The 18,384-nt window shown below is 43.1% G+C and carries 15 protein-coding genes; all 15 read left to right on the top strand.

Annotation, left to right across the window (positions count from 1 at the left end; all coding sequences use genetic code 11):
• Positions 1 to 380: 380 nt before the first annotated feature.
• The 15 genes from E4K67_RS14995 (at position 381) to E4K67_RS14910 (ending at position 18,325) form a co-directional block, all read left to right on the top strand.
• Positions 381 to 2,237 (top strand): acyl-CoA dehydrogenase, encoded by a 1,857-nt coding sequence (locus tag E4K67_RS14995; RefSeq protein ID WP_158408485.1) that lies wholly within the window; start codon positions 381 to 383, stop codon positions 2,235 to 2,237.
• A gap of 365 nt (positions 2,238 to 2,602) precedes the next feature.
• Positions 2,603 to 3,382 carry a glucose 1-dehydrogenase gene (locus tag E4K67_RS14990; RefSeq protein ID WP_135548106.1) on the top strand — a complete coding sequence of 260 codons (780 nt, stop codon included), beginning with the start codon at positions 2,603 to 2,605 and terminating at the stop codon, positions 3,380 to 3,382.
• A 139-nt stretch (positions 3,383 to 3,521) separates the two neighbouring features.
• Complete coding sequence (locus E4K67_RS14985; protein ID WP_135548104.1) at positions 3,522 to 5,348, top strand: acyl-CoA dehydrogenase family protein; 1,827 nt, start codon at positions 3,522 to 3,524, stop codon at positions 5,346 to 5,348.
• 26 nt (positions 5,349 to 5,374) lie between these two features.
• A complete protein-coding gene (locus tag E4K67_RS14980) occupies positions 5,375 to 6,709 on the top strand; it encodes an acetyl-CoA hydrolase/transferase family protein (protein WP_135548102.1) in 1,335 nt (444 codons plus the stop codon).
• Between the two features lie 65 nt (positions 6,710 to 6,774).
• Positions 6,775 to 7,293, top strand: a complete 519-nt coding sequence (locus E4K67_RS14975) for a hypothetical protein (protein ID WP_135548100.1) — start codon at positions 6,775 to 6,777, stop codon at positions 7,291 to 7,293.
• 632 nt (positions 7,294 to 7,925) lie between these two features.
• Positions 7,926 to 8,792: a 3-hydroxyacyl-CoA dehydrogenase family protein gene (locus tag E4K67_RS14965; RefSeq protein ID WP_135548098.1), complete on the top strand. Its 867-nt coding sequence runs from the start codon at positions 7,926 to 7,928 to the stop codon at positions 8,790 to 8,792.
• Between the two features lie 56 nt (positions 8,793 to 8,848).
• Positions 8,849 to 10,012 (top strand): thiolase family protein, encoded by a 1,164-nt coding sequence (locus tag E4K67_RS14960; RefSeq protein WP_199242551.1) that lies wholly within the window; start codon positions 8,849 to 8,851, stop codon positions 10,010 to 10,012.
• 249 nt (positions 10,013 to 10,261) lie between these two features.
• Positions 10,262 to 11,041, top strand: a complete 780-nt coding sequence (locus E4K67_RS14955) for an enoyl-CoA hydratase/isomerase family protein (protein WP_135548096.1) — start codon at positions 10,262 to 10,264, stop codon at positions 11,039 to 11,041.
• A 119-nt stretch (positions 11,042 to 11,160) separates the two neighbouring features.
• Entirely contained in the window at positions 11,161 to 11,679 is a 519-nt protein-coding gene (locus tag E4K67_RS14950) for a hypothetical protein (RefSeq protein ID WP_135548094.1), read from the top strand.
• A 225-nt stretch (positions 11,680 to 11,904) separates the two neighbouring features.
• The gene (locus E4K67_RS14945) at positions 11,905 to 13,380 is read left to right on the top strand and encodes an amidohydrolase (protein ID WP_206752201.1); all 1,476 of its coding nucleotides are present in this window, start codon (positions 11,905 to 11,907) and stop codon (positions 13,378 to 13,380) included.
• Positions 13,381 to 14,870: 1,490 nt separating this feature from the next.
• On the top strand, positions 14,871 to 15,167 hold the full coding sequence (locus E4K67_RS30385) for a hypothetical protein (protein WP_206752200.1): 297 nt from the start codon (positions 14,871 to 14,873) through the stop codon (positions 15,165 to 15,167).
• A 144-nt stretch (positions 15,168 to 15,311) separates the two neighbouring features.
• Positions 15,312 to 16,454 (top strand): hypothetical protein, encoded by a 1,143-nt coding sequence (locus E4K67_RS14930; RefSeq protein ID WP_135548086.1) that lies wholly within the window; start codon positions 15,312 to 15,314, stop codon positions 16,452 to 16,454.
• Between the two features lie 10 nt (positions 16,455 to 16,464).
• Positions 16,465 to 16,848, top strand: a complete 384-nt coding sequence (locus tag E4K67_RS14925; protein ID WP_135548084.1) for a hypothetical protein — start codon at positions 16,465 to 16,467, stop codon at positions 16,846 to 16,848.
• Between the two features lie 192 nt (positions 16,849 to 17,040).
• The gene (locus E4K67_RS14915; RefSeq protein ID WP_135548082.1) at positions 17,041 to 17,823 is read left to right on the top strand and encodes a DUF429 domain-containing protein; all 783 of its coding nucleotides are present in this window, start codon (positions 17,041 to 17,043) and stop codon (positions 17,821 to 17,823) included.
• 181 nt (positions 17,824 to 18,004) lie between these two features.
• Complete coding sequence (locus E4K67_RS14910; RefSeq protein ID WP_135548080.1) at positions 18,005 to 18,325, top strand: hypothetical protein; 321 nt, start codon at positions 18,005 to 18,007, stop codon at positions 18,323 to 18,325.
• Positions 18,326 to 18,384 lie beyond the last annotated feature (59 nt).

Raw genomic sequence — 18,384 nt, 5'->3', positions numbered from 1 at the left:
GCCCAATGATGTTTCTCATCATCGGGCTTGTTTTTTTTATAGTCTATTTCCTCTCACGCATAGTTTCACATGAATAAATAAAGAGTTCGCAGAAGTGTAAGAAAAGACAACACTGTAAAGAAACACATCGTACCAGACATTGAATTACTTTCCCATATAGGCGGGTTTTGGGAGGAGGGGCTTCTTTTTAGCAGTCGTTTATTTGGCATAGAAATTGCGAGTTATAATTACGAACCTTATGAAAGGAGGATTTTCTGTGAACATGTTTCTGATAACGGGCAAGGAGATGCAGCAGTCATCAGAGTAGATTAAACACTGGAGTAAGCGTGGAAACAAATAGTATTGATTAGTAGATGCGCATTATTAGAGGAGTGACTGTAATGGGTAATAAATTATGCGATTTAAAAGATGCTCGTTTTATACTATATGAACAGCTTAATGTAGAAGAACTGTGCAAGTCGGAGCGTTATAGTGACCATTCGTTGGATACCTTTGAAATGATTATTAACGCTGCAGAAAAACTGGCGGTTAACGATTTTGCACCAGCCAATAATCCAGGAGATAAACAGGGCTGTACTTGGGATAACGGCAAGGTAAAGGTTCCAGATGTGTACCATAAGCCCTTTCAAAAGCTATGCGATGGTGGTTGGTTCTGCGTTCAGGAGTCTTATGAAGTAGGAGGGCAGAACCTACCTCTTGTTATAGATTATATCTGCAAGCAGCTGTTTTTTGCAGCCAACCATGGCCTTACTGGTTATTATGGCTTGACGCATAGCACTGCAAAAGTTATTGAGGTTTTTGGGACCGAGGAACAGAAAAAGAAATACATGCTGCAGTTGTACGCTGGGATATACAGCGGAACCATGTGTCTGACTGAATCTCAAGCGGGTAGTGATGTCGGTGCGGTTAGAACTAAAGCCCGGAAAAACGAAGATGGGACATACTCCCTAAGCGGTGGGAAGATATTCATCACCGGCGGAGAAACTGACTTAACGGAGAATATCATTCATATCGTTTTGGCCAGGATAGAAGGCGATCCAGAAGGAACCAAAGGATTATCCTGTTTCGTGGTTCCTAAAATTAGAGTAAATGATGACGGAAGCTTTGGCGAAGATAATGACGTCACTTGCGTCGGAATTGAGCACAAAATGGGCATGAGAGGCTCAGCAACAAGCGTATTGGCTTTTGGTGATAACGGAAATTGTGTTGGGGAACTCCTTGGCCAAGAACGAAATGGGATTGTAACCATGTTCAACATGATGAATGAACAGAGACTGCTGGTTGGACTGCAAGGATTAGCCCAGGGAAGTACAGCCTATTTGCATGCCTTAAATTATGCTCGGGAAAGAAGTCAAGGCCTTGGATTGGGCAAGAAAGGCTTCGACCAGGATCCTATTATTGTTCATTCGGATGTAAAAACAAACCTTATGTGGATGAAAAGTTATACCGAAGGGGTAAGGGCCTTAATACTATACTCTATTTACTGTATGGACAAGATGCATGTTTACGAAGACGACGAGGAGGAGAAGAGAAAATACAGTGACATTCTCGAGGTACTGACTCCTATCTGCAAGGCCTATGGTAGCGATAAGGGCTTTGATGTATGTATAAAAGCTATACAAGTCCTCGGTGGGTATGGATACTGCTCGGAGTATTTAGTGGAGCAGTTCGCCAGGGATAGTAAGATAACTTCTATTTATGAGGGAACTAACGGCATTCAATGCTTAGACCTGATCGGCCGTAAAATTAATATGAAGAATGGGGCGGCTTACAAGGCGATTATTTTCCAAGTCAACGAAACTATCAAGGATGCTCTTGAAGTCCCTGAATTGGCTTCGTATGCTAATGAGTTGAGTATGTACCTGGACACGCTTGAGGAAATAACTGAACAGATCAAAACTCAGAACTCTTATGGAGAATTGGCGTTAACTCAATCTTGGGCACAGACCTATCTCGAAATATGGGGAGATTTAATGGTGGGGTGGATGTTCCTATGGCAGGCTACATTAGCTAGCAATAAGCTGGACGTAATAAATAAAATATATACTGCAAAAGAAAAAAGCGCGCAGGATTATCTATTTAAAGGTAATTCTAATGCCAATTTTTATACAGGTAAAATAGTGACCGCAAAATACTATTTGGGAATGCTATTGCCTGCGGTAATCGGTAAGTTCGAATCCATTAAGAAAAATGATAGAGCCTTTTTAGAGATGGAAGAGGAGTATTTCTTTGACTAAGGGACATTTTCTTTCATATGCCTAAATAGCAACTGTTGCAGTATTCCCTTTGCCAATAAGAGGGGAGTCTGTAGCAATAGACAACAGTGTTAGACAACACTACATCAGTTACAATAATCTCTCACTGTGGAACATATTAAAAAAACCTAGTAATTAGCTTTACTTTACTGATAAGCTTCCTGGCATGATTATTGCAATATTCTTAAAATTAACGTAAATGTATTTCCTTATATGTCATACATTTGAGTACTTTGATTCTAATGATTGCGAGGTGGTGCCAATCTTTAATTCTACAACGGGCCTGAACAGAGTCTTAGAGGCGCATGTCTTTCCCTCAAAATGGGTATCAAAAGGAGAAATTATACATGGGTATTCAAAAAATGTTTGATCTAAGTGGGCGTGTTGCAGTCATCACCGGAGGTTCGACTGGTTTGGGCTTGCAAATGGCAACTGGCTTAGCTGAGGCGGGCGCCAACGTTATATTGGCGGCGAGAAAACTCAACCGTTGTGAAGTAGCCGCAGAAAAAATCAGTAAGGAACTAGGAGTCAAAGCACTTCCTGTAGCCTGTGATGTAAGCAACCAGGAAAGTGTTCAAAATTTGATAGCTACAACTGTTCGTGCATTTGGGAAGCTTGACATAATGGTTAATAATGCAGGAGTGGTATGGGGAGAACCGGCTGTTGATCATACATTAAAAGGCTGGAATAAGGTTATGGGCGTTAACCTGAACGGCTGTTTCTTCGGCTGCCAGGAAGCTGGTAAGGTGATGATCAAACAAAAGTATGGAAAAATAATTAACCTTTCTTCAGTCTGTGGGTTTGTAGGGGCCGAAGCGGAAGCAACAGATGCAATTGCTTACATGGCTAGCAAAGGTGCGATCAATATTATGACTAAAGACCTCGCTGCGAAGTGGGCTCGTTATAACATTACAGTTAATGCAATTGCTCCAGGGTATTTCCCAACGGATATGACTGAGGAGACTAGGAATAGCGAAATGGGAAATATTGTGATGAAGCATATCCCCATGCGGCGTTTCGGCGGGGATGAAGAGCTTAAGGGGGCAGTAGTGTACCTCGCTTCGGATGCTTCTAGTTATTGCACTGGACAGATACTGGCCGTTGACGGGGGATATCTTGCCATTTAGTACTAGTCAGAAAGTATAACTTTCGGTTACATACTTTCTGGGAGCATAAGTGCAACTAGGGCGACCGCCGTAGAATCAATCTAACTTGTTTTCAATGTGATGGGGCAACACCAGTAATTCTGAAAGGTAGGTTATTGCAGTGTCTTCAAATTATGCATACAAAACGAGAGACCTAAAATTCATACTCAAAGAATGGATTCCTATTAGTGAGGTATTTGCCTACGATAAACACAAGGATTTTTATAGCGTGGACGACATTGACCCGATTATCGATTCTATCGACAAAGTTGCACGGGAAATAATGGCTCCGACCGCCGATGACGGCGAAAAAAACCCGGCATACTTTGAAAATGGCAAGGTCTATCTGCCTGAATCTTTTAAAACTCTGTTCAAATATATTAATAAGAATGGCTGGGGAACAAGCAATGTGAATAATGAGGGCGGAAGTCTTCCTTTCGTCATACAGTGCGCAATCAACGAATTCATGACTGGGGTCAACCCGGCTTTTATGCCTTACGTTGCTCTGACGTCCGGGGCCGCAGGCCTCATCCAGTCCTTCGGTGAAGAACAGGACAAGGAAATGTTTCTGCCCAAGATGTTCGACGGCACATGGTCAGGGACAATGTGTCTAACCGAACCATCCGCTGGCTCCGATGTAGGTGACATCCTCTCGAAGGCTTATCCCACTGATAATCCACGTATTTATAAGATTAAAGGCAGCAAGATATTCATCACCGGCGGGGACGGCGACCATGTGGACAACGTGATTCACCTCTACCTCGCTCGCATCGACAAGGCTGCCCAAGGTACTAGGGGCATATCCTTGTTTATTGTTCCCAAGTACTGGGTTAACAAAGATGGCAGCCTAGAACCCAACGATGTGGAGTCAACTGGGGTCGAGCACAAGATGGGACTAAAGGGGTCGGCTACAGTGGCTCTGGCCTGTGGTGAGAACAACGGCTGCCGTGGATTGCTCCTAGGAACTTACGACACCGAGACCGGGACTGGCCAGGGAATTGCCCAGATGTTCCAGATGATGAACGAGGAGAGATTGTTGACCGGTTCGGCTGCCTTAGGTGTAGCCTCGAATGCTTACTGGAACACTGCGGCTTACTGTAAAGAGCGTATCCAGGGTCGTACTATTACCAACCCGAAAGCGAGCCGTACACAGATTATCAACCACGAGGACGTAAAACGGATGCTGATGCTGAACAAGGCAACTCTAGAAGCCTGCCGGGCGATCATTAACAAAGCAGCCTACTACATTGAAGTGAGCCACTTGGAAACAGACCCTGAGCGTAAGAAAGCAGCCGCAGGGATGGCGGAGTGCCTGACTCCGCTCGCTAAGGCCTATCCGTCTGACGAAGCCTGGAATTGCATTAGCGAATCCATTCAGGCCCATGGTGGATACGGTTTCTGCGAAGAATTTCCCGTAGCCCAGGCTGCACGTGACGTTAAGATTTATTCCATCTGGGAGGGTACCAACTTCATTCAGTCACTAGATCTGCTAGGTCGTAAGTGGACCATGGGCAAGGGTACTGTCTTCGCAGCGTTCCTGAAGAGCATCGAAGATTTTATCAGTGAGAACAAGGCTGTAGTTGGATTTGAAAAGGAATTTGTAAATCTGGAGAAGGCTCTGGTTTCTTATAAGGCAATTATGACCGCCATGGCTGAGTACATGACTGATGGTAAACCCGGTATGATGCCAACCTATTCTCGTCGTATCCTGACTGCCACCGCTCAGCTATACGGCGGAATGTGCCTTTTGGATCAGGCCTTGATAGCCAAGAAAAAGATCGAAGAACTCGGCAAAGAGCATTTTGAGTACAACTTCTACAACGGAAAGTTGCTGTCCACTCGATATTACCTGAGGAACGTAGTTCCCAACGTCTGGTCGGTCATGGATATCGTGTTGGATGGCGATACCTCCGTAATGGAGTCAATTACGGAGACCTTTGATTATTAATAAATGCACAAGAAAGGGGCTTCTTTATGGATTTTATGACTGAATACAGAAGAAAACTAGTTTCCCCGGAAGATGCAGTCAAGGTAGTTAAGTCCGGCGACTCGGTGGCCTACGGACACTTCGCGATGGCCCCTACTTTCCTTGACCCATATTTGGCACAACGGAAAGACGAACTCAGGATGGTTAAAGTCTATAGTGTGGTTTATCCCGGGCTGGCGCAGGTGGCCGCCTGCGATCCAACGAGGGAGCACTTCATTTACAACAGTTGGCATTTCAGTGGTGGAGACCGTATGCTCCATGACAAGGATTTGTGTAACTATGTTCCTATGCTCTACCACGAAGGCCCGGAAATCCTTAGACGTTATTATGAAACGGATGTGTTCATGTTTAAGGTGGCTCCTATAGACAGCAGAGGGTACTTCAACTTCAGCACTTCCAACTCTGATACTTATGCTTATGCAAAAACTGCGAAGAAAATCATTGTCGAAGTTTGTGATAAGGCTCCCTATTGCCTGGGTGGTAACCTTGAAGCAATCCACATTTCTGAAGTTGACATGATCGTGGAGACGGACAACAAGCCGTTGATCCAGGTACCCGCCGCTATTCCCAACGACGTCGATAAAATGGTTGCCAGCCATGTTATGAAAATGATTGAAGACGGATCTGTCATCCAGCTAGGTATCGGTGGTATGCCCAGTGCAGTGGGGATGATGATCGCCCAATCCGACCTCAAGGACCTGGGAGCCCACACCGAAATACTAGTAGATGCTTACGTCGACATGTATGAGGCGGGGGTTATGACTGGTAAGCGCAAAGCCTTTGACCAAGGCAGGATGGCCTACACCTTCGCACTGGGAACCCAGAAATTATACGATTTTCTGCACATGAATAGAGCGGCGGCCAGTTACCCGGTGGATTATACCAACAGTCCTTCTGTCGCAGCCCAGCACGACAAGCTAATCTCCATCAACAACGCTATAGAGATTGACCTTTTTGGGCAGGTCTGTTCAGAGTCTTCAGGTATCCGCCAAGTCACTGGTACCGGGGGGCAGTTCGATTTTATCTTCTCCTCCTTTAAGTCAAGAGGTGGTAAGGGAATCATCTGTCTGTCCTCGCTGAAGGAAGGCGAAGGAGAAAAGAAATCCCGCATCGTGCCAACCTTGACTCCCGGAGGGATCGTCACCGTTCCGCGCACTGTTACTAACCATGTTGTAACAGAATACGGTGCGGTGGATCTTAAAGGCAGGAGTACCTGGGAGCGAGCTGAGCTTCTTATCAGCATTGCTGACCCAGATATGCAGGATGAATTGATTAAAGAAGCTGAAAAAATGAAGATCTGGGTCAAAACTAATAAACTATAAAAAATGAATAAAGATTTCTGTAAGCGAATGCCGAGTAGCTATTAAAATAAGAGGGGGATGTATAAATGGGAACGATTTTAACTAAACAAAAATTTGTTACCGGTATTTTACTACTTGCAATTATCGTGGTATTGGAATGGGCTTTACATCATTTTAAGTTGCCTACCTGGCCTGTCTTTATGGTTATGGTTTTTGTCTTTATGTCACATCAGGATAACAAGGAGATTCCGAAAATACTAGTTGGTGGAGCGTTTGGAATCTACAACTTTGTTATTCTAAAAGCATGGATGGGATTGACGGCCTCTACTTTTGGAGCTTGGGAATCCAGTATAGCCTATGTCTGCATATTTGTTTTCTGTATTGTCTTATTTATGGATGCTCTTCCAATTGTGTTCAACAATTATGCTTTTATGTATTTCCTTGTAACAGCGCTTGCTGCATCACTCCCTAATCCGAATATTATGCTGTGGATAGGATGCGAATTAATTGGAGGAGCCGTCGTCGTTGTCATGCTTATGGGACTCACGAAAGCGATTGCGGCAATTATGGGGGCTACTGCTAAAAACCACGATATTAAAGCATAGGGTCTCATAGCTTGTTTTAAGAAAATCATTTAGCAATAAGTCCGATGATGTTTCTCATCGTTGGACTTATTTCTCTTTTTCTTATACCTCTCACTCATGGTTCGGAGAGGTATAAGAAAAGACAACACTGTCAGAAAAAACAACACTTAAAAATTTACTTACTAAGCAGATTTATGGCCTGGAAATTATATCTATATGACAAACTGACATTCTATTTTCAATCCAAACCTTTTTCGCTGACCATATACCAGTGGGGTGAATATACGAAAACTAGTTATTTAGATATTACTTGCTGATAAGATTTCTGGCATGAGTATTGCACTATTATAAATTATCATGTCTTATTTCCAAAATAATTTAAAGAAGAAGTCGCAGCGGAGAGGGGGAGACTGGGAATAGCTAATAACCGTGCCCAAGGAAAATCGTTGCTTTAATTTAACTGAACTGTACGACCAGATTGACAGCATCATGCTAGGAAGCGGGTTGCAGTCTAGGCTCAAGTGGGTATTTCTCTAAAGAACTGTCCCAGCCCGAACTGCAGTCCGGGTGGGAGTAGATACGAGAAAAGTTACAATTAGCAAGGCCTTGGGCACAAAAAAGGTAGATATAAGGAAATTGAGGAGGTATGAAAATTGAAAGTAGAAGATATCAAACAAATTTGTGTGATCGGGGCCGGCAACATGGGTCATCAGATTGCCGTGTGTGGTGCATTGGCTGGGTATAAAGTGTCCTGTACTGACATCAGCCAAGATATGTTGAACAAAGCAGAAGCTTTTGCAAACACTTATTTGCCGGAACGCGTAGCTAAAGGAAAATTGAGGCAAGAACAAGTAGACAAGGCCTTAGCAAATTTGAGCTTTACAAAAAATCTAGAAGAAGCTGCAGGTGCAGCTGATTTTGTGATCGAAGCAGCAGTGGAGAAAATAGGCATTAAGCGAAAGCTCTTTGCAGATTTGGACAGGATCACTCCTCCACATGCGATTCTAGCTACTAATAGTTCGTTTATCGTCAGTTCGCAAGTAGCGGATGCCACAAAGCGGCCAGATAAGGTTTGTAACATGCACTTCTTTAATCCTGCCCTTGTCATGAAACTAGTTGAGGTTGTACAGGGAGCGCATACTTCCGTAGAAACCGCCCAAGTTACAATGGACCTGACCGCAAAACTTGGCAAAACGGGTATTTTACTTAAGAAAGAAATATATGGTTTCCTAGTAAATCGGATACTAGGAGCCCTAAATAGTGAGGCATTGTATCTCGCCGACATGGGTATTGCAACTACCGAAGAAATTGACCTGGCGGTAACGAATGCTTTAGGCCATCCGATGGGACCCTTCCGTCTAATGGATTTCACAGGGATAGATCTTGCGTACTATATTGGTATGGAACGCTATCAGAATACTGGTGATGCTACGGACAAGCCCTCTCCGTTACTGGTTGAGAAATTTACCAAGGGAGAATATGGTGTTAAGGCGAAAAAGGGTTTTTACTTGTACGAATAAAGAAATCATAAGATAAAGTGGGAATTATTAGAAAAAAATTTTTGGAGGTTAACATAGTGAAAGAAGCAGTTATTGTATCAGCAGTTCGTACAGCCGTTGGCCGTGCAGGTGGTACACTGGGTAGGATTGCACCTCATTTTTATGGCGCAGAGGTGATAAAAGAGGCGATCAGACGCATAGGTCTTGATCCACTTGAGATTGAAGATGTGATCTTTGGAAATTGTATGAATGCTGGTGGGAATATTGCCCACTTATGCTCACTGCAAGCTGGTTTACCTATGGAGATACCTGGAGTGACAGTAGATCGGCAGTGTGGTTCAGGTTTGAACGCAGTAAATCTAGCTGCCCAAGCAGTGATGGCAGGTATGGGAGACGTATTTCTCGCTGGAGGTGTAGAAAGCTGTTCGCTTCAACCCTATGTGATGGAGCATATGGATTTCTTTAGCAGGACTCCACCACAATTCCGTTCATTCCAATTGTCAACCAATGAAATCGGTAATTCGCCAATGGGGATTACGGCAGAAAACTTGGCTGACAAATATCAGATTAGCCGTCAGGAACAGGACGAATTTGCTCTGAGAAGCCAGCAAAAAATGGGTAAAGCAATCGAAGCGGGCCTGTTCAAAGATCAAATTGTCCCGCTAACTGTGCCTGCAGGTAAGAATAAAACGATTGTTTTTGATACGGATGAACATCCTCGTCCCCAAACAATGATGGATAGCTTGAGCAAACTTCCCCCAGCCTTTAAAGCCAACGGAACGGTAACAGCAGGGAACAGTTCTGGCTTAAACGATGGAGCTGGTGCAATCGTCGTAATGTCAGCCGATAGAGCTAAGGCCCTCGGTCTAAAACCATTAGCTAAAATTCGCACGTTTGCTGTCGCCGGTGTCGATCCTAATATTATGGGTATCGGCCCAGTACCAGCAACCAGAAAAGCCTTGGCTCAAGCCGGTCTAACTTTAGGCGACATCGACCTAATAGAACTGAATGAGGCATTTGCAGCTCAATCGTTGGCAGTAGACAGAGAACTTCATTTTGACATGAATAAACTGAACGTCAATGGTGGGGCGATCGCTCACGGTCATCCAATCGGTGCTACAGGTGCTATTCTCACCACAAAATTAGTCTACGAAATGAATCGTAGGGACGTTCAATTTGGCCTAATCACAGCTTGTATCGGTGGCGGACAAGGGATTACTACTATCTTCGAAAGAGTTTAGAAACGAATTTTATCCAATGCCGTATAAAGGAAATTTTTACAGGTGGAGTTTTAACTCCATCTGAAGTTTAGTTGAACTTATCCAGGGGCTTATCTCCCACTTAAGAGGTGGGAGATAAGTGGCGGTCAGCCATCTGATCAACTGAAAATTGGGTCTAGTAGGGGCGCAAAAGTTCTCTGAATTTAGCACCCCAGCACCGTAACTAGGGAAACTGTTGTTTGAAGGGACACGTTAAAGGAGGTAGTACGAATGGCTTATGAGACAATAATTGTGGAAATCGAAGAAGGAATCGCCTCGATCACTCTAAATCGTTCTGAGGTGCTAAACGCGTTGAATGACAAAGTATTCAATGAGTTGGAGGAAGCAGCCACAAAACTTGCAGCTGATAATGCAGTGAGAGTAGTTATCATCACGGGCGGGGAGAAAGTCTTTGCGGCTGGGGCTGATATCAGTCAAATGGCAAGCTCTACTGCAGTGGATGTGGCGACTGGGGAAAAACCCTCGCTTAGGGCTTTCAAGGCAATTGAGAATATGCCAAAGCCCGTTATCGCCTCTATCTCAGGTTTTGCCTTGGGCGGAGGGTGTGAACTAACCTTAGTGGCGGATGTACGCATTGCAGCGGACAATGCTCAATTCGGCTTGCCAGAAATAAAACTGGGGATTCTACCAGGCGCCGGGGGAACTCAACGTCTGCCTCGTCTGATCGGTATAGGACGGGCCAAAGAACTAATTTTTAGCGGCTGTTTTATTGCTGCAGATGAGGCTTTGCGCATAGGTCTTGTGAACAAAGTAGTTCCTGCTGATCAGTTAGCAGCAGAAACCCAAAAAATGGCGAAGCGGTTTGCTGTTCAAGGGGCAGTGGCCTTACGCTTGGCCAAATCGGCTGTTAATGAGGGGCTGAGGATGGATTTAGAGGCAGGCTTGGAATATGAACATAAATGTTTTAGTCTCTTGTTTGCGACAGAAGATCAAAAGGAAGGCATGAAAGCCTTTATGGAAAAACGTCCAGCGAAGTTCCTAGGTAAATAAAGATATCTGAAGTCGGCAGTCCAATAAGTATATATTACCTATTAAAAGGGAAACATGAATTTTTTTCACGCGTTGAACCGTTTAGAGAAAATCAAATATCTAAAAAGGTGGGTTTGTTAATGGAGCATGAAGCATCTTCTATCGAAGGTGCTTTTTTTAGTATGGATGATTTATCAGCAAATATGAGCGGTATCAATCATGGAAGGAATGTTGGGAAGGGAACCCGGCAGATGAGGATTAGTTTTGGTGAAAAAGGAGCGAAGCGAGGGGTCTGCGGTGCAACGGCTGATCAGATCGTCGCTCGCAACTTGCTAACACTCATCGTCGATGGGACCACACCTCATGTCGAACATGCCCGTGAAGTTACACAAACCCTTTTGGAAGTAGCCGAAGGCATTGCACCTTATGAAATTAAAGGCCCAGATAAGTTGATGAAAATCGCGCAAGGCTTAGGCTTAACCTTTGACGGCAAGAGCATAAATGAAGTGGCAAAGGAAGTCGCGCTAATAGCTTTGCAAGATTTTCAGAAACAAAAGATTCATTTAGCGCCCCAGGTTTCTTTACAGAACTTGGGGTGCTTGTTTTACCTTGCGATACCAGAAGTGAACCGCATAAATAAAGCCTCAGAATATTGTTAAAAGAAACAGCTGCTGGCAGGGTATTACAGAATCATGAAGAATTTGGTTCATTAACATATGGTGTGAATCACGTCATACGCTGAGGAGAATAGTTACATGACGAAAAATGAGAAGTAGAGGTAGGTGACACGTTTGAGGGTCTATGAAAATGCAGAATTCATATCATGTGAGGATGAGAATAGAACCTTTCAAGTCTTGATAGAGGACCAAGGGAAGATCCTTTTTATGGGAGACCAGCTACCCGATAAATATGCCGGAATCAAGGAACGGGTAGATCTGAACGGGAAATGCGTTGTGCCTGCCTTTGCGGACTCACATATCCACTTTGCTTCATTCTCTTTATTCCTGTCTACTGTGGATGTCCGTACTGTTCGTGACTTTTACGAAATGGGGGAGATTATCAACGGATACCGCCGAAGTAACCCTCGGGAAAAACTTATTCTAGGGTTTGGATGTTCTGCTCATACCGTAAAGGAGAAGAGGCTTCCGCAACGTGTCGATTTAGATAAGATGACAACATTTCCCCTCTTGCTGGTTAAATACGATGGACATGCGGCTGTGGCTAACACAGCGTTATTAGCCAAGTTTCCTGATGCTGTCCAAAAAAGCCCAGGATTTGACGGAGAGACAGGGTGGTTATACCATCAAGCCTTTTACGACGGCGTTAACTACATAACTGGAGCTCTGTCGCCGTTGACGCTCCTGAAGAATCTAATCCACGGTGCGGATTATTTAGCACGCAAGGGGATCGGTTTAGTTCATACGGTTGAAGGGGTTGGATTTCCACGGGATATCGATGTAGATATGATGAGGGTGGCGGCCTATGGATTGCCCCAGAATTTCCGCATTTATTTTCAAACGATGAACGTTGATAAGGTTCAGAAACGAAAAATGCCGCGTATCGGTGGGTGCTTTGCCACGGCTTTAGACGGTTGTTTCGGTTCAGAGGATGCAGCCTTGAGTCAACCTTATAGCAATAATACAAATAATAAAGGCGTACTAGTCTACACACAACAAACAGTGTCTGACTTCGTCAAAAGGGCCAATCGGCAAGAACTTCAGGTTTCTATGCATGCCATTGGAGATGCTGCTGTCGAACAAGCCGTTGTGGCTTATGAAGAGGCTCTGACAGATTATCCTCGACGTGACCACCGTCATATTATTATCCATGCAGATCTGATCCCACCGTCTTTGCAGGAGAGAGCAGCCAAACTAGGACTGCACTTTGCTGTTCAATCCCCATTTCTTCACTGGGAGCAGGAGCCTACAGACTATCTAGAAGAAATTCTCGGCCCACGGGTCAAGGATCTGATACCGCTCAAAAGCATGTTAAAGCACGGGCTGACCATAGCGGGTGGTTCTGATGCCCCCTGCACGTTGCCTAATCCAATACATGGCATCTTTGCCGCTTGTCAGCATCCAAACCCAGAGCAGAGGATATCCGTGCTGGATGCTCTTCGGATGCATACACATTGGCCGGCACGGCTGTCTTTTGACGAAGCCACCAGAGGCACTCTGACTGAGGGTAAGATTGCTGACTTTGTCGTGTTGGATAGAAATCCCCTAAAAGTAACACTGGACAAATTAACAGAGATTCGAGTTGAAAATCTATTCCTCAAGGGTCAAAAATACTCGGGTCCCCCTGCTAACTCACTGGGGCTTATGGTTAAAGCTGCAAAGAACAAGCTTATGTCTCACTAAAATGCCAAGCTTGCTGAGTGGTAATGACAAATATCAAACAGCCGCAATTGTGGCGAAGTATCTTCTCAATTTTATTCATGCCAAACATCTAAACAAGCAGGATTTTTACTCCGCTAGATCTGATACCCAATATTTTGGCGATCGGGAGATGACGTTCAAAAAAGAAGCGAACTGCCTGATTGGACATTGTCGGGTATCGTTTAAAAATGAGGACAAGGTAATTGACTATCTATTTACTTAAAATGGTTATGAACTCATGAGTGGGGTTCCCCAGGGGTACGACCCCAACACAATGGGGAACCATTCTGAAAATTATAAGAGACTTGAAAGGCGTACTTGGTAACATGTTAGTTAAAGTGATAACTTTTCTGAAGTTGATTGCGTCAGGGCAACAGTGCCTGACACCAACTTATGAACTTATTGTTTAGCTTGTGAAAAGGTGGGGACAGGTGCTCGGGTCAGTGCCCGATCACAATTCCTCCGATCCGTCAGAATTGTGCCAGTTGCGCCTTGCTAAGCTCAAGGAGCGCATGTGGTTTGAAATAACCGCCTTGATAAAGCCTAACCAGCAGTCAAGTACCGAGTCTTGCGGTAACATGTACTGCGAAGCGTAGACAGGAAGATAGTAGGACGGAATAAATTGAATTGGATAATTAGCCCCGAAATAATTGCTTGTTGCCCCAGGGGTAACGACCCCAAAACAATGGAAAACTATTCTGAAGATTATCAGAGCATTGAAAGGCGTAATTGGTAACATGTTAGCGAACTCTTCCTAACGTGCACCTTGTCAAAAATAGCAGGAAATGAGGAGTATCCAGCTAGTAAAATTGAGCCAGAAGAGACTTCTCAGCAATACATAAAAAGTGAAATAAGGAAGAACCTGTCGTCCGACGCTTAACTATCTTCACTGCACTTAACAGGCTTAAGGCCAAGTTACATCTGGCACTGTATGCGGGTACGGAATACAGGAAGAAATATTAGACACAGCTTGTTCAACAAGAATTGTTGGGCATATCCAGAAGCAATAACTAAGCAATCCGTCACCAAGTATAAGAGCATCCCCATTCCGCAGCGGACAGGACTGCCCCAAACAACCAACGTTGAATCCCGTTCTCAATTCAGCATCAGAATTTGAACCGAAGAACAGTTGTTATTGAAGCATGCCAAAGAGCTTTCCACCAAGAAGGTGTGATAGTGTCTGGTGCCTGACTCCAACTTATCAACATCGGTTATTGTTTATCGCTAATTATTGAAATATGTTAATATATCGATGATGGAGATATGATGGAGATATGATGGGATTGGCGGTTCAGTTTACTCAAGGGATAATATTATCGGGACCAAGATAGGGAGCATTTGCTAGCCCCTGCATTGGGTAGATTTCTTTCATAAATCCATGACGCTGGATTCATTTTATCCAGATGATCCTGCCGCAGCTTTAGGCGAGCAAAGGTATTTTAGAGTACCTTTTATCAGCGGTGGAAAGAATTATGCTGACTATGTTTTACTATACAGTGTTTGGCAAGGGGTTGGACGATCTGGGCAACCTTTTTCCGTCGGTGGAAGTGGCCCTTTACTGGGTGATTAGTGATCACTTACTAAATGGCGAGCTCATGGACTTACTAGATTATCAGTATGTGAAAACCGATTTTGTGAACAAGGCACCGCCTGAATTGGGAAGTGATAGTCCTCCGCTCGATTTATACTGCTCGTATAGTATGGATCAGAATATAGGAACGTCATGTATACAATGGGGGAAAGGTTCAAGATTTAAAGGAGGTTTTTGAAATGCCAACACGAGAAGAATGGGTGCGAGCTTTACTTACTGATTATTCTGTTAAAGGAATATCATCAGACAATTTAGTCTCATCCATAACTAAGCAAAATGTAGAATAGCTAACTTAACAGCTGAAGGTAAACCTATCCCTCCAATGAAAAGAAATTTATCGACACTCACACAATTTGATCCTGAAAGGTATATTGCAATTAAGCCTATTGAACTCCTGCATAGAATTGGTGTGATAACAACTCCTGCTATACCCAATTTAGCTGATATTAGTTCAACATGGGCGGTGATTCGTTATATTTGGGCATTTGAAGTATCAACAGCTACTTCAATAGAACCTCTTCGCTTAAGTAGTGAAGCTAGAAATATTGACTTTCATCAAAAAGGACTTCTGTCTGATGAAATAGGAGTTGGGATGGCGGCTTATGTTATGGCCAATTATATGAACGCTCCAAATGCTATCGATGTTGAAATTGCCTTAAGAACACCAGCTTGGATGGCAATACAGCATTATGCAACATCGCCTGATTATTTATTCTATGACGATATTAATGGAGATGTATTTATCGTTGAGTGTAAAGGTAATCAAACTTCAAGAAACAGTACTTATGAACAACTAAGAAGAGGAACGGAGCAAGTTCCTTCCATTAAATTTAGTTCCGGACGTCAAGCAACATCTATAATTATAGGAACATGTATGTTGCCAAACAACACAGAAGTTTATATTATTGATCCACCTGGAGAAAAAGGTGATGGAAGCGGTTTTTTAGAACCTGGGGGTAAAACGAAAAAAATTGGATCAACAACATGGGAAGTAATAGATGATGAAAAATTCGTTAGAGATATTAATAGTTTCGATAGAGCAAAAAAGTTATCTTATGCAGGGGCAGAAGCAGAGGTTATTAAGCAACTTAATATGGAGTTGCCGAAAAATGTTAGCCGTTTTGTAAACTATGATCCGCTTATAGAAATAGAGGAAAATGAGTTAGGAGATTTCCAAGGGGTTAGATATTCTCTTCCAACTGCAGATGGGGTAGGAGTGGAAGTTTTCAAAGGACTACTTCGTGAAGTGGCAAATTCGTTTATCGAAAAAGAAGACTACAAAGTAAATGAACATTTAGTGGACTTTAGAAGAAAGTTACAGATTGAAAAGAGCCATAAACAAAACTTAAATTTAGAAAGTAACACTTTCAGCATGGAAAAGGATAACTCTACGGTGATTAATAGTATCGGAACGGACGGGACAATTCTTCAGGTAAAAGTGGTACAGCAAAAAACTCGAGGTTAGCACATAGGAAGTGGATTCTGGAACAAGCGAACTAACTGGGGAGCATACTACAGTCCCTCGCAAGATTTATAACATACCAATGGATTTTCCATTCCAGGGTCTCCCTATCGGTAAGGCAATGCAAGCAACAAAACCGGCTATAAAATTAGACGAGTCAGGAATGAAAGAGAACAACAGCATTCCCAAAAAAGTATGCGATACGATTACCCACCTGGAATTAGTAAAGAAACCAAGTAAGTCAACAGGACAGTTTACCGCGTCTACTTCCCTAGTCCAAGAAGAAACGAAGAAAAAGAAAGACACACTTGATAGAGAAATCATTTGGAAAATGATTGGGATCATGCCGGCGAGATATTCTGCCAAATTCGAGGCGGAGAGTTTACCTATGTCATGAAAGGGAATGCGGTTATACCGGACAGAACAATGTGCAAATCTCTAAAGCTCAATTATTGAAGCATTAGAACACTATCCTCTGAGCAATACTGCTCCACTTCAGAAATTGCGTGGACCATCATACATTTACGCAATCCTAATGGACAAGCGTATTTATCAGAATTAGATAGTCATAGGATCAGGATAGAAAGGTTTGGTTCAATTAATGGATTTTAAAAGAGTAATAGGGATCGGTTGGGACGTTGGGGGTTGGATGGGTAACAAACAGGATGTAGCCTCGGTAACATGGAAAGTGGGTTCAGAAGAGCTCGAATGGCTAGGGACACCAAACCAATTCTCGTTACCGATTGGATCACTACTATCAACCCAGATGTTGATTGAAAAGGCTGTAGCTAAAAATAATATTGAACTGTTGGAAGAGTCTTTGGTTGTCATAGGAATTGATGCCCCATTAGGCTTCCCTACTGATTTCGTTCAACTGGTCTCAGGTGAGACAGTTGAATGTTTCAGACCACTGCGAGAAATTGATAATAAATTAGCTTACCGGGATACAGATAGACATATTTATAACGAGTTAGATAATAAGAAGCCATTATCAGCTACGTTTGATAAGCTGGGTAACAATTGTACTGTGGCTGTTTGCCATATAAATAAGTGGTGTAAAGAAGATGGTTATTCAATTCATCCTATGACTAATAATCCTATCGACAAAAAGATTATTATAGAGGTATATCCTGCTCTTGTAAAACCCAGTCAAGTAGGTGAAGTCAAGTCTCCCTTAAAAGAATTATTGCCTAAGAATATACCTTATCCTTCAGACGCATATGATGCGGCGATTTGTGCTATTATGGCTGTGGCATATGGAGCAGATGGTAAATTTCTTCAGCTTCCTAAACTTATACATCCTCCAGATCATTTAGATTCGGTAAACAAAGAGGGGTGGATTTATCACTTCCCCAGAGGCACCTGTACATAGAATTGACCTTGATATCTTCAATGAAGACATGTGAAATTGTCTCGAAGCTTGGTTACTCGATAAGGATTTCGATGAGTAGCTGTTGTATATCTATAATAAGAAAGTCTGCATATAAAAAGGATTCCACGAGAAGAGAGCTTACGGGATCTTAATAATATTAAGATTAATAGGGGGTACGGGAATGAAATACAATGAACCTCAACTCAAGAAAATGATGAAAAGAGGATTCGATTGTTTAACTGTTGATGAAGTGATTTCTATTGATATTCTCAATTTTATTCGTACCATACATCTGAACAAGCAGGATTTTTACTCCGCTAGATTTGATACCCAATATTTTGGTGATCGGGAGATGACGTTCAAAAAAGAAGCGAACTGCCTGATTGGGCACTGTCGGGTATCGTTTAAAGATGAGGACAAGGTAATTGACTATCTATTTACTGAAAATGGTTATGAACTCATGAGTGAAATTCTGGGTGGGGCATCTTGTTTTCCTGGATAACTTTTATGGAGTCGGTACATTAAATATGGACGAGACGACATATTCTTTCGGTTGCTGGA

The sequence above is a fragment of the Desulfosporosinus fructosivorans genome (assembly GCF_004766045.1).
Taxonomy (GTDB): Bacteria; Bacillota; Desulfitobacteriia; order Desulfitobacteriales; family Desulfitobacteriaceae; genus Desulfosporosinus; species Desulfosporosinus fructosivorans.
This window is presented reverse-complemented; position numbering and strand designations above follow the sequence as displayed.